11 protein-coding genes and 1 riboswitch are annotated in these 13,037 nt (G+C 69.8%); of the genes, 7 read left to right on the plus strand and 4 right to left on the minus strand.

Annotated elements, in window-relative coordinates:
• Positions 1-14: 14 nt before the first annotated feature.
• From ftsA to thiC, 5 genes are all read left to right on the plus strand, one after another.
• Positions 15-1,244, plus strand: a complete 1,230-nt coding sequence (ftsA, locus tag BLR99_RS01685; protein ID WP_011793983.1) for a cell division protein FtsA — start codon at positions 15-17, stop codon at positions 1,242-1,244.
• Positions 1,245-1,435: 191 nt separating this feature from the next.
• The gene (ftsZ, locus tag BLR99_RS01690; protein WP_011793984.1) at positions 1,436-2,668 is read left to right on the plus strand and encodes a cell division protein FtsZ; all 1,233 of its coding nucleotides are present in this window, start codon (positions 1,436-1,438) and stop codon (positions 2,666-2,668) included.
• 314 nt (positions 2,669-2,982) lie between these two features.
• Positions 2,983-3,906 (plus strand): UDP-3-O-acyl-N-acetylglucosamine deacetylase, encoded by a 924-nt coding sequence (gene lpxC, locus BLR99_RS01695; protein ID WP_011793985.1) that lies wholly within the window; start codon positions 2,983-2,985, stop codon positions 3,904-3,906.
• A gap of 9 nt (positions 3,907-3,915) precedes the next feature.
• Complete coding sequence (locus BLR99_RS22985) at positions 3,916-4,092, plus strand: hypothetical protein (RefSeq protein WP_011793986.1); 177 nt, start codon at positions 3,916-3,918, stop codon at positions 4,090-4,092.
• Positions 4,093-4,147: 55 nt separating this feature from the next.
• A riboswitch (TPP riboswitch) is annotated at positions 4,148-4,274 on the plus strand.
• A gap of 166 nt (positions 4,275-4,440) precedes the next feature.
• Positions 4,441-6,294: a phosphomethylpyrimidine synthase ThiC gene (gene thiC, locus BLR99_RS01700; protein WP_046060407.1), complete on the plus strand. Its 1,854-nt coding sequence runs from the start codon at positions 4,441-4,443 to the stop codon at positions 6,292-6,294.
• A 30-nt stretch (positions 6,295-6,324) separates the two neighbouring features.
• On the opposite strand, the gene BLR99_RS01705 is transcribed toward thiC, so the two are convergent.
• Positions 6,325-7,899, minus strand: a complete 1,575-nt coding sequence (locus BLR99_RS01705) for a methyl-accepting chemotaxis protein (RefSeq protein ID WP_170838011.1) — start codon at positions 7,897-7,899, stop codon at positions 6,325-6,327.
• A gap of 365 nt (positions 7,900-8,264) precedes the next feature.
• Here BLR99_RS01705 and BLR99_RS01710 point away from each other — a divergent pair, with 365 nt between their 5' ends.
• On the plus strand, positions 8,265-9,950 hold the full coding sequence (locus BLR99_RS01710) for a methyl-accepting chemotaxis protein (RefSeq protein ID WP_074686704.1): 1,686 nt from the start codon (positions 8,265-8,267) through the stop codon (positions 9,948-9,950).
• A 95-nt stretch (positions 9,951-10,045) separates the two neighbouring features.
• Positions 10,046-10,549 (plus strand): RcnB family protein, encoded by a 504-nt coding sequence (locus BLR99_RS01715; RefSeq protein ID WP_011793990.1) that lies wholly within the window; start codon positions 10,046-10,048, stop codon positions 10,547-10,549.
• A gap of 10 nt (positions 10,550-10,559) precedes the next feature.
• Here BLR99_RS01715 and ruvC read toward each other — a convergent pair whose 3' ends face one another.
• From ruvC to BLR99_RS01730, 3 genes are read right to left on the minus strand one after another with little or no spacing between them, the layout of a single operon-like run.
• A complete protein-coding gene (gene ruvC, locus BLR99_RS01720; protein ID WP_011793991.1) occupies positions 10,560-11,108 on the minus strand; it encodes a crossover junction endodeoxyribonuclease RuvC in 549 nt (182 codons plus the stop codon).
• Between the two features lie 10 nt (positions 11,109-11,118).
• Complete coding sequence (locus tag BLR99_RS01725; RefSeq protein WP_011793992.1) at positions 11,119-12,123, minus strand: phosphatidate cytidylyltransferase; 1,005 nt, start codon at positions 12,121-12,123, stop codon at positions 11,119-11,121.
• A gap of 3 nt (positions 12,124-12,126) precedes the next feature.
• Positions 12,127-13,005: a lysophospholipid acyltransferase family protein gene (locus tag BLR99_RS01730; RefSeq protein WP_074686772.1), complete on the minus strand. Its 879-nt coding sequence runs from the start codon at positions 13,003-13,005 to the stop codon at positions 12,127-12,129.
• Positions 13,006-13,037: the final 32 nt, after the last annotated feature.

Genomic DNA, 13,037 nt, shown 5'->3' on the forward strand with positions numbered 1-13,037 from the left:
AGGACACACAAGATATGGCACGAGAATACAAAGACGTGGTGGTGGGGCTGGACATCGGGACGGCCAAGGTGATGGCCGTGGTGGCCGAGGTGCTGCCGGGCGGGGACCTGAAGCTGGCCGGCCTGGGCGTGGCCCCGAGCAACGGGCTCAAGCGCGGCGTGGTCGTCAACATCGACGCCACGGTGCAGAGCATCCAGCAGGCCCTCAAAGAGGCCGAGCTGATGGCCGACTGCAAGATCCAGCGCGTCTATACGGGCATCACCGGCAGCCACATCCGCGGCCTCAATTCGAGCGGCATGGTGGCCGTCAAGGACAAGGAAGTCACCCCCGCGGACGTGGCGCGCGTGGTCGAGACCGCCAAGGCCATCAACATCTCTTCCGACCAGCGCCTGCTGCTCGTGGAGCCGCAGGAATTCGTGATCGACGGGCAGGATGTGCGCGAGCCCATCGGCATGAGCGGCATCCGCCTGGAGGCCAAGATCCATATCGTGACCGGCGCGCAGAGCGCGGCCGAGAACATCATCAAGTGCGTGCGCCGCTGCGGCCTGGAGGTGGAGCAGCTCATGCTGAACCCGCTCGCCTCCAGCCAGGCGGTGCTGACCGACGACGAGCGCGAGCTCGGCGTGGCGGTGGTGGACGTGGGCGCGGGCACGACCGACGTGGCGATCTTCACGGGCGGGGCCATCCGCCACACCGCCGTGATCCCGATCGCCGGCGACCTCATCACCAGCGACATCGCCATGGCGCTGCGCACCCCCACCAAGGATGCCGAGGACATCAAGGTCGAGAGCGGCTACGCCAAGCAGCTGCTGGCCGACCCCGAGGCGCAGGTGGAGGTGCCGGGCCTGGGCGACCGCAGCCCCCGCATGCTCTCCAAGCAGGCGCTCGCCGGCGTGATCGAGCCGCGCGTGGAAGAGATCTTCTCGCTCGTGCAGCAGGTGATCCGCGAGTCGGGCTACGAGGAGGTGCTCTCCTCGGGCATCGTGCTCACGGGCGGCAGCGCCATCATGCCGGGCATGGTGGAGCTGGGCGAGGACATCTTCCTCAAGCCCGTGCGCCGCGGCATTCCGAAATATTCCAGCGCGTTGTCCGACATGGTGGCCCAGCCGCGCGCTGCTACCGTCATGGGTTTGCTCGAAGAGGCGCGGCAGGCACGCCTGCGCGGCTTCAAGGTGGCCCAGAAGAGCGGCTCGGTGAAGACGGCCTTCGGACGCTTCAAGGACTTCATCATCGGGAACTTCTGACATGCGAACCCCTCTGCAACGGCTTGTCCGCGGAAGTTCCCCGGTCCGTGGCCGCCTCCGATGGCGGGGCACGGGCCCTCCCGCGGCGTGCACCGGCATCCCCGCCGCACCGTTTTCCCATTCGTACGACCTACCGGCCACAACGGCCAACCGCAACTCTCACGTGAAAGACCAGGACTAGGAGCACCAGCATGACCATCGAAATGATCGAAGCCGAAGAATTCAACCAGGGCACGCAGATCAAGGTGATCGGTGTCGGCGGCGGCGGCGGCAATGCCGTCGAGCACATGATCTCGCGCCAGGTACAGGGCGTGGAATTCGTATGCGCCAATACCGATGCGCAGGCGCTCACCCGCAGCAGCGCGCACCGCGTCATCCAGCTGGGCCACAGCGGCCTGGGCGCCGGCAGCAAGCCCGAGAAGGCCCGCGAGGCCGCCGAGGCCGCGCAGGAGGACATCCGCCAGGCCATCCAGGGCGCGCACATGCTCTTCATCACCGCCGGCATGGGCGGCGGCACCGGTACCGGCGCCGCGCCCGTGATCGCACGCGTGGCCAAGGAGATGGGCATCCTCACCGTGGGCGTGGTCACCAAGCCCTTCGACTGGGAAGGCGGCCGCCGCATGCAGAACGCCGACAACGGCCTGGCCGAACTGGAAGCCAACGTCGATTCGCTGATCGTGGTGCTCAACGAGAAGCTGCTGGAGGTGCTGGGCGACGACATCACCCAGGACGAGGCCTTCGCGCATGCCAACGACGTGCTGAAGAACGCCGTGGGCGGCATCGCCGAGATCATCAACGAATACGGCCACGTCAACGTGGACTTCGAAGACGTGCGCACCGTGATGGGCGAGCCCGGCAAGGCCATGATGGGCACGGCTACCGCCAGCGGCCCCGACCGCGCGCGCATCGCCGCCGAGCAGGCGGTGGCCTGCCCGCTGCTGGAAGGCATCGACCTGTCCGGCGCCAAGGGCGTGCTGGTGCTGGTCACGGCCGCCAAGGGCAGCCTCAAGCTGTCCGAGTCGCGCCTGGCGATGAGCACGATCAACGCCTACGCCTCGCCCGATGCCCACGTCATCTACGGCGCGGCCTACGACGACAGCCTGGGCGACGACATCCGCGTCACCGTGGTGGCCACCGGCCTGTCGCGTGCCAATGCACGCCGCCAGCCGATCTCCGTGGTGCAGGGCGGCCTGCGCACCGGCACCGACAACATCGCCTACCAGATGCCCATGGCGGGCGCCGCCGTGGGCGCGGCCGGCGGCCTGGTGGGCGGTGCGGCATCGCAGGCCGACTACGGCAACATGTCGGTGCCCAGCGTCTGGCGCACCAACCGCACGCAGGCCGCGGCCCGCGTGGATGCCCTGTCCTCGGGCGGCATGGACGACCTGGAGATCCCCGCATTCCTGCGCAAGCAGGCGGATTGATTGGATCTCCCCTGAGTCGCCCGCGGCGCCTCCGTGCAGCCGCCGCGGGCGGCAGCTCTTCAGGCACGTCCAGGCCTGCGCAGGCAGGCCCGGAGCCGCGGCGTCTGCTGGCATGGCCTGCTCCGCGGCCTTCTGACGGGTGAGGTCGTGAATGATTCACGGCCGTGACCCTGAATCATGGATTTCCGCACTCTCTGGCCGCCCCGCTTCCGCAAGGAGCCGGGCGGCTTTTTGTTTCCGTTGTGACGCATGCGCTATGAATGGCATAGCCATCTGTGCGGGCAGGGACGGGTGCCGCCACCTAAAATTGCGGGATGCTCCAGCAACGCACGATCAAGACCCTCACCCGCGCCGTCGGCGTGGGCCTGCACAGTGGCCAGCGGGTCGAGCTCACGTTGCGTCCCGCCGCGCCGGATACGGGCATCGTGTTCCGCCGCGTCGATCTGCCCGAACCCGTGGACATCCCGATCCGGGCCGAATCCGTCGTGGATACGCGCATGGCCTCCACCATCGGCGTGGGCGGTGCCAAGGTGCATACGGTCGAGCATTTGATGTCGGCCTGCGCGGGCCTGGGGCTGGACAACCTCTACATCGACATCACGGCCGAGGAGGTGCCCATCCTCGACGGCTCGTCGGCCTCCTTCGTGTTCCTGCTGCAGAGCGCCGGCGTGGTGCTGCAGAACGCGCCCAAGAAGTTCATCCGCGTCACGCGTCCCGTCGAGGTGCGCGAGGGCGAGGGCCAGCAGCTCAAGTGGGCGCGGCTGGAGCCCTACCACGGCTACAAGCTGCGCTTCGAGATCGACTTCGCCCACCCTGCGGTGGATTCCACCGGCCAGAGCGTCGAGTTCGATCTCGGCTCGGGCAACTACACGCGCGACATCGCGCGTGCCCGCACCTTCGGCTTCACGAAGGACGTGGAGATGATGCGCGCGAGCGGCCTGGCCCTGGGCGGCGGGTTGGACAACGCCATCGTCATGGACGACTACAAGGTGCTCAATGCCGACGGCCTGCGCTACGACGACGAGTTCGTGAAGCACAAGATCCTCGACGCCATCGGTGATCTCTACATCGTCGGCCGGCCGCTGCTGGCGGCCTACAGCGCGTTCCGTTCGGGCCACGCGATGAACAACCGGCTGCTGCGCGAACTGCTGGCCCACGAGGACGCGTGGGAGATCGCCACGTTCGAGAGCGAGCGGCAGGCACCCAGCGGGTTCGCCGCCCCCGTGCAGGCCTGGTGAGGCCCCGCCATGCTGCTGTTCCGCGGTCTCTTCTTCTTCCTGCTGCTGCTGGCGGTGGTGTCGTTCGTGTTCTACGTGGCCACCGGGCAGCCGCGCTACAAGCGGTACGGCATCGTGATCGTCAAGTGGACGGTGCTCTCGGCCTTCGCCTTCTTCGCTGTGCTGGCGCTCGAGCGCTTCCTCTGATGTCCGCCGTCGCGCCCGCCCCGGGGTGACACGGCCGGGCATCGCTCCTATACTCGCGCCTGCTCCGGGGTGCACGTAGAGACTCGAAAGGTTTCTGGGCGTGCTGAGACGGCGGACCTGACCGCCGGAACCGCGAACTTGATCTGGTTAGTACCAGCGTAAGAAGAGCTGCAGCCGGGATTCCCGCACCTGCAAGCGGATTGCCTTTGGGGCATCCGCCTGGCCGCCACGCGCCATTTCCCTTTTCATGGGGAAGGTCCGCGCAGCGGCGCCCCCATCCGGGGGCCGGTACGGCGCACCTGGCCCCATGCGGAGCACATTTCCATCCACCCGAGGAGATCGCCCGCCATGAACGCCCCCGACAAGTTCGCCCAGCTGCTCGCGCTGACCCGCGAACCCTTCCCCGCCTCCACCAAGAACTACCTCATCGGCAGCCGCCCCGACGTGCGCGTGCCCGTGCGAGATATCGCGCTCACCAACGGCGAGCAGGTCAGCGTGTACGACACCTCCGGCCCCTACACCGACCCGGCTGCCGAGATCGACGTGCGCCGGGGCCTGCCCAGCGTGCGCGGCGCGTGGATCGAGGGCCGGGGCGACACCGAGCGCTACGAAGGCCGCCAGCGGGTGGCGCTGGACGACGGCAGCAAGTCGGAAGACGCCGCCCGCCTGGCCCAGCTGCGCGCCGAGGCCGCCGCGCTGCAGCGCGCGCCCCTGCGCGCGAAGAGCGGCGCCAGCCACACCGGCAATGTCACGCAGATGCACTACGCGAGGAAGGGCATCGTCACGCCCGAGATGGAGTACGTGGCCCTGCGCGAGAACGGCCGCCGCGAATGGATGGCGCAGTACCAGCAGGACGCGGCGCGCGAGCAGCGCCTGGCCGGCAACCCGATGGGCGCGAGCATCCCGAAGATCATCACGCCCGAATTCGTGCGCGACGAAGTGGCGCGGGGCCGGGCCATCATCCCGGCCAACATCAACCACCCGGAGGTCGAGCCCATGGCCATCGGGCGCAACTTCAAGGTCAAGATCAACGCCAACATCGGCAATTCGGCCGTCACCTCCAGCATCGAGGAAGAGGTCGAAAAGCTGGTCTGGGCGATCCGCTGGGGCGCGGACAACGTGATGGACCTCTCCACCGGCAGGAACATCCACACCACGCGCGACTGGATCGTGCGCAACAGCCCCGTGCCCATCGGCACCGTGCCCATCTACCAGGCGCTGGAGAAGGTGGGGGGTATCGCCGAGGACCTGACCTGGGAGATCTTCCGCGACACGCTCGTCGAGCAGGCCGAGCAGGGCGTGGACTACTTCACCATCCATGCGGGCGTGCGGCTGGCCTTCATCCACCTGACTGCGCAGCGGCGCACGGGCATCGTCTCGCGCGGCGGCTCCATCATGGCCAAGTGGTGCATGGCCCACCACCGCGAGAGCTTCCTCTACGAGCACTTCGAGGACATCTGCGACATCATGAAACAGTACGACGTCAGTTTCAGCCTGGGCGACGGCCTGCGGCCCGGCTGCGCGTCCGATGCCAACGACGAGGCGCAGTTCGCCGAACTGCGCACGCTGGGCGAATTGACGCGGACCGCCTGGAAGCACGACGTGCAGACCATGATCGAGGGCCCCGGCCACGTGCCCATGCACATGATCCAGGCCAACATGACCGAGCAGCTCAGGACCTGCCATGAAGCACCGTTCTACACGCTCGGGCCGCTGACCATCGACATCGCCCCCGGCTACGACCACATCGCCAGCGCCATCGGCGCGGCCATGATCGGCTGGATGGGCACGGCCATGCTCTGCTACGTGACGCCCAAGGAGCACCTGGGCCTGCCCGACCGAGACGACGTGAAGCAGGGGATCATCGCGTACAAGATCGCGGCCCATGCGGCCGACGTGGCCAAGGGCCATCCGGGGGCCCGCGCGCGCGACGACGCGCTCAGCCAGGCGCGCTTCGACTTCCGCTGGCAGGACCAGTTCAACCTGGGCCTGGACCCGGAAACCGCGCAGCAGTACCACGACGAGACCCTGCCCAAGGATTCGGCCAAGGTGGCGCACTTCTGCTCGATGTGCGGCCCGAAGTTCTGCTCGATGAAGATCACGCAGGAAGTGCGCGAATTCGCGGCGCAGGGCATGCAGGAGAAAGCCCGGGAGTTCCGCGGCACGGGCGGGGAGCTGTACGTGCCGATCCAGCCGGCATGACGCCGCCCGCCCGGGCCGGGCGGGAGCGGTTCAGCCCGCGGTGGCCAGCAGGCGCTGCGGTCGCGGAGGCGGCAGCGCGCTGCGTGCCGGCGGCGCGGCAGGGGCCGGCTCCTGCGGGGGCAGCATGAACTGGCTCACGAGCTGGGCCAGGTCGTGGGTCTGCAGGCCCAGGCTTTCGGTGGCGGCGGCCGATTCCTCCACCAGCGCGGCATTCTGCTGGGTCATCTCGTCGAGCCGCGCCATGGCGGCGTGGATGGCGGCGATGTCCTCGTTCTGCGACTGCGCATGGCTGCGGATCTCTCCCATGGTGCGCGCCGTGTCCTCGACGGTCGAGACGACGCGGCGCATGGTCTGGCCGGCCTGCCGGGCCAGGCCGGCGCCGTCCTGCACCTGCTGCACGGAAGTCTGGATGAGGCCCTTGATTTCGCGCGCGGCCTCGGCCGAGCGGTTGGCCAGGCTGCGCACCTCGGCCGCCACCACCGCGAAGCCGCGGCCCTGCTCGCCGGCCCGCGCCGACTCCACCGCCGCGTTCAGCGCCAGGATGTTGGTCTGGAAAGCGATGGAGTCGATCACGCCGGTGATGTCCGCGATGCGGCGCGAACTGGCGGCGATCTGTTCCATGGTCTGCTCCACCTGGCCGACCACGCCGCTGCCTTCGCGCGCCACCTGGGCCGCCTCGGTCGCCAGGGCCTCGGTGCGCTGCGCCGAATCGGCGGCACCGGCCACCCGGAGGGTGACGTGCTCCAGCGCTGCCGCGGTCTCCTGCAGTCGCGCGGCGGTTTCCTCCGTGCGGGCCGACAGCTCGGCGTTGCCGCCGGCGATCTCCGACGAGGCCGCGCGGATCGTCTGGCCCAGGGACTGCATCCGGTGCACGAGGTCGCGCAACGCCGCCTGCATCACGGCGAGCGATTCGAGCATGTGGCCGGCTTCGTCGCGTCCGTGGCCCTGGATCTCCTGGCGCAGGTCCAGCCCGGCCACGCGGTCCGCGGTGGCGCCGGCCTGGGCGATCGGACGGGTGATGCTGCGCACCAGCCACAGGGCCAGCAGCATGCCGGCCGCCAGCGACAGCGCGCCGAACGCCAGCAGCGACCAGCGGCCCGCGGCGCCCAGTCCGGACACGTCGGCCGCGCCAGCATCGATGGCCTGGCGCTGCGACTGCGACAGGCCATCGAGCGCGGTGAGCAGGCGCGTGGCCGCAGGCACGAAGCGTTCTCCGTACACCTTGCGGATGCGCTCCGTGAGGCCGGAGTCCCGCGCGGCGATCAGTTCGGCGCAGGCCTGGCTGAAATCCCTGCCCGCCGAGCGAACCGCTGCGACCCGGTGCGCGTCCTCCGTGCCCTGCAGGTGTTCCGCGAGCTGCACCATGAGACCGTCGTACTGCCGCTGGGTACGCGCGATGTCGGCCCCCAGGATGTCTCCGACCTCGGGTTCGGAGCTGAGTGCGACCGCCTTGTAGCGCTCCGCGTTCATCGCCTGCAGCCGGTACGCATCGGCGACCAGCCGTTCGGTGGCGACCCGGCGGTCCACCATGGTGCGCGCCGATTCACCGATGCGTTGCAGCACGGCAACGCCGATGGCCGAGCCGATGCCGTTGAGGGCCAGCACAGCGAGGAAGGCCCCGAGCAGCCGCCGCCCCAGCGCACCGCGGCGTGCGGTCCGGTCCGGCGCTGCTGCGGGGGGCAGGGTGAACTCGGAAAGATCAGGAGAAAGGGAAGAAGGGGTCACGCGACAGGGCCCGGCGGGGCGCGAAATGGACGGACGCGTCCGGAACCGGGTACTCTGCACGAGGTTTGTGACAATTTGTTTGTCGCTGCCACATGGTCACGCTGCGGGTGGCCGCGCCAGTCGTGCTTACCCTGCCAGGACTGCGGTCGGGCCGTCCTATAGTGTGCGCCCCGGCGGCCCACGAGGCGGCAATGGGGTGGGCGCGGTTATTGCATGCGCCTTTGTAACGTCTTGTAGGGGATGCCATGGATATTCTGGGACGCCTATCGATCCGCACGCGCCTGTACTTCGGCACGGTCTTTTCCCTGGTGCTGCTCATCGTGATCGGAGGGCTGGGATACCTGGCCCTCGACCGCACGCGCGATACGCTGCAGGTGCTTTTTTCCGAGCGGGTGCAGACGCTGACCGACATGGCCGACCTGCGCACGACGCTGGGGACGCTGCGCCGCACCGAGAAGGACATCATCCTCAACTTCAACAATTCCGTCGAAGTAGCCGCCCAGCGCGAAACCTGGGCCAGGACCCTGGCCGCGCTGCGCAAGAGCCTCACGGCCGTGCGGCAGGTGCAGGCAGGCGACCCGGCCTTCGCGGGCTCCATCGACAAGGCGCTGGCCGAGATCCAGCAGTACGAGGCCGGCATTTCCCCGATCTTCGAGCAGATCGAGCGGGCGCAGCTCGACGGGGCCGGCGGCGCCGCCTATGCCGACCGCCTGAAGAGCCACATGGAAACCACCGACCAGATCCTCGCGAGCCTCGCTCAGAGCGCCCGCGAGAACATGGAGGAGGCGCGGCAGGGCGTGGAGGCGCGCACAGCCACCATGTCCGCGGTGATCGGCGGCGGGCTGGTGCTGGCCCTGGCGGTGCTGATCCCGCTCACCTTCTTCAGCGTGCGCTCCATCACCGGTTCCCTGGCCCAGGCCCGCTCACTGGCCGAACGCATCGCCGGCGGGGACCTGTCGCATGAAGTCCGGCCCGCCCAGATGGACGAGGTCGGCCAGCTCGTCGTGGCCATGGGGCACATGCAGGACGCACTGCGCGGCCTGGTGCGCCAGGTGCAGGACGCGTCCGGCAGCATCTCGACGGCCAGCACGGAGATCGCCTCGGGCAACCACGACCTGAGCCACCGCACCGAGCAGACCGCCGCCAACCTGGAGGAAACCGCCTCGTCCATGGAAATGCTCGCCGGCACGGTGCAGCAGAGCACCCAGTCCGCACGCCAGGCCAGCGACTTCGCGTCCACCGCGGCCCAGGTGGCGGCCAAGGGCGGCAGCGTGGTTTCGCAGGTCGTGGACACCATGGGCCAGATCACCGACAGCTCGCGCAGGATCGCCGACATCACCGGCGTGATCGATTCCATCGCCTTCCAGACCAACATCCTGGCGCTGAATGCCGCCGTCGAGGCGGCCCGCGCGGGCGAGCAGGGCCGCGGCTTCGCGGTGGTCGCGGCCGAGGTGCGGACGCTGGCCCAGCGCTCGGCCTCGGCGGCCAAGGAAATCAAGGAGCTCATCGGCTCCTCGGTGGAGCGCGTGGAAAGCGGCTCGCGCCTCGTGAGCCAGGCCGGCGCGACCATGACCGAGATCGTGGACAGCGTGCGCCGCGTCTCCGAAATGATCACGGAGATCACCGCCTCGTCGGCCGAGCAGAGCGACAACATCGGCCAGATCAGCCAGTCCGTGAGCCAGCTCGACCAGATGACCCAGCAGAACGCCGCGCTGGTGGAGCAGTCCACGGCCGCATCGGAGTCGCTGCGGGAGCAGGCGGTGCAGCTGATTGGCGCCGTGCGCCGGTTCCGCCTCGACGGCGGTCCGGCGGCGGACATCGCCCTGCAGGCACCGCCCCCGCCTGGTGCCGCCTCCCTGGCGCCACGGCCCCTGGCCGCCGCCCTGCCCGGGCCGGTGTCCGGATTCGTGCGCCACGAACCTGCCGCCTGAGCGGCACGCCCGACCGGACCGTGCCTGCGGTTTTCCCGGCAGTGGCCGGCGGAGCGTGATGGTAGGCTGCGGCTTTTGCCCTGAAGCAACGAGCCATGATCCGTACAGACTCTTCTTGCGCCGGTGCATCCGGCCCAGGCGCGCTGAACCACTTGCGCTCCGCCGGCCTGGCCCTGTTCCTCGGCCTGTCCTCCCTGGGCGCGCAGGCCCAGCCCTACGACGGCATCCCGGGCCGCGAGCACGGGCACGGCCACGGGCACCGCAAGGGCGGTCCGGGCCATGGCCCCCACGGTCACCATGCCGGCCCGCGCCATGCGCCGCCGCCCCCGCCGCACTGGCACCATGCCGCCCCGCGCCACCATCCCGGCCCTCCGCCGCACGCCCGCGCCCACGGACGCCGTGGTGCCGGCCCGCACCATGACTGGTACCGCGGCGGCCGGGTGCCGCCCATGTACCGCTCCCACCATTACGTGGTGCAGGACTGGCGCGTCCACCACCTCGCCCCGCCGCCCCATGGGTATCACTGGGTACAGAACGGTCCCGACTACCTGCTGATCTCGGTGGGCTCCGGCGTCATCGCGCAGATCGTCTTCCGGTAGCCGGAGGGCATCAGAGCGCCCGTCCGCTCCGGTACATGGCGTGCTGGCGGCGGTTGAGCGAGGTCGCTTCCCCCAGCCGTGCCATCGCCGCGCCCGCGTGGGCATGGGTGATGGCCAGGCCCAGCGCGTCGGCGGCATCGGTGCCCGGCAGGCCGGGCAGCTGCAGCAGCCGGCGCACCATCTCCTGCACCTGGGACTTGGCCGCGCGGCCGTGGCCCACGACGGCCTTCTTCATCTGCAGCGCGGTGTATTCGGCCACGGGCAACCGGCTGGCCACCAGGGCGGTGACGCAGGCGCCGCGCGCCTGGCCGAGCAGCAGGGTGGACTGGGGGTTCACGTTCACGAAGACGATCTCGACCGTGGCCACGTCCGGCTGGTAGCGCGCGGCCACCTCGGTGATGCCGTCGAACAGGATCTTCAGGCGGCCCGGCAGGTCGCCCAGGGCCGCGCCCGTGGTGCGGATGGTGCCGCTGGCCACGTAGCTCAAATGGTGGCCGTCCACGTCCACCACGCCGAAGCCGGTGGTCTGCAGGCCGGGATCGATGCCCAGGATTCTCATGGGATGCCGTTCACAGGCCGAAGTACCAGCGGGCCGAATGAAAGAACACGGGGCCCGCGAAGCACAGCGCGTCCACGCGGTCCAGCAGGCCGCCCGCCCCGGTGGTGGACTGGCCCTGCAGGCCCCAGCTGGTCACGCCGCGGTCGCGCTTGAGGGCCTTCATCACGAGGTGGCCGAGCGTGCCCGCCAGGCAGGCCAGCAGCGCCATGCCGAGCGCCTGCCCGGCCTTGAACGGTGTGATGAACGACAGCGCCACGCCGGCCAGCCCGCCCACTGCCACGCCGACGATCCAGCTCAGCCACTGGAAGCTCTGGCTCACCCGCGGGGCGACGGGGTGGTGCGGGAAGCGCCGGCCCAGCAGGTGCTGCGCGATCACGCTGGTCTGCACCACGGCCACGAGGAAGAAGACGAGGAAGGCACCCCGGCCCTCGTAGTTCGGGAAGTCCAGCAGCAGCAGCGCGGGCACGTGGCTCATGCCGTACACGCACACCATGATGCCCCACTGCAGCTTGGCGTTGCGCTCCAGGAAGCGTTCGGGATCGTTGGCCAGCGCGCTGGCCACCGGCAGCGCGAGGAAGACATAGACCGGTATGAACACCGTCAGCAGGTCGAACTTGCGCATCCCCACGATGGCGAACTGCAGCGGCAGCACGACGAAGAACGCCAGCGCGAGGCTGCGGTGGTCGCCCCGCCGCGTGGGCGAGAGCGTGATGAACTCGCGCAGTGCCAGGAAGGCGACGATGGCGAACAGCACCGTGGCGACCGTGTCGCCCAGGGCCCAGCCCACCCAGAACACCGTCGCCATGACCCAGGAGGTCTTCAGCAGGCTCCAGAACCGGCGCCATTCCTGCTGGTGCGCCTCGTGCGCGGCCTGGTCTTCCGGGCCGGGCCCGCGCGCCTCGCGCAGGGTCTGGAAGAAGGCGTAGAGAGTGACCAGCGACAGCAGGCCGAACATGGCCACGAACAGCGCGCCGATCTGCTGCGTGGTGGTGAGGTGGCGGAGCGTGTCCATCATGGATCACACCTCCCGCAGGGCGATCACCGCGCGCCGGGCGCGGTCGAGGAATGCGCGGCGTTCCTCGCCCGCGCCCAGTTCGATGGGGGCGCCGAACGTCACCGAGCACAGGATGGGCACGGGCACCACCTCGCCCTTGGGCATGACCCGCTGGACGTTGTGGATCCAGGCCGGCACCAGCACGACGTGGGGGAACATCTGCGCGAGCCGGTAGAGCCCGGACTTGAAGGGTTGGGGTTCGTCCCCGTGGCCGCGGGTGCCCTCGGGAAAGATCACGATGGAATCCCCGCTTTCCAGGGCATGCACCAGCGGCGCGAGCGGGTCGCCTTCGGGCAGCGCGGCGCGCAGGGCCTCGGGGTCCGGCCGGACGGGCTGCGCCGGATCGGCGGGCGGTATGGCCGGTTCGGCCGGCGCGGGAGCGGGCTGGGCCAGGAACCCCTCGAGCGTGCCCTGGGCGGGCAGCAGGCCGGGCGCGGGAGGCTCCGGCTGGGCGGGCAGTGGGGGAGGCCCGGGTTCCGCGGGGGGCGGCAGGGGCGCCCCGTCCGTCGCCTGCATGGGGGGCCGGGGCGGCGCCTCCGGCGCGGGGCGCTGGCCGGGCGGACCGGAAACCCGGTCCACGTACACCGCGTTGAAGACGGCGGTGGTCAGCCATTGCCGGAAAGGGCTCTTGGTCCAGTAGTCCCGGGCGGCGATGGGCCGGGTGATGCTGCGCAGTTCCTGGGGCAGGGCGGCCCAGATCATCACCAGGTCGGCATGGCTCTGGTGGTTGGCGAAATAGATGCGCTGCTCGGCCTTGGGCGGGCATCCGTACCAGCGGGCCTGCGAGCCGGTGAGCAGGCGCACCAGCCCGAGCAGGAAGAGGCTCATCAACTTGGACAGCATGGCCCGGATCATACGGGGGAGGCCTGACTCCG

It is taken from the genome of Paracidovorax citrulli, from assembly GCF_900100305.1.
Lineage (GTDB): Bacteria > Pseudomonadota > Gammaproteobacteria > Burkholderiales > Burkholderiaceae_C > Paracidovorax > Paracidovorax citrulli.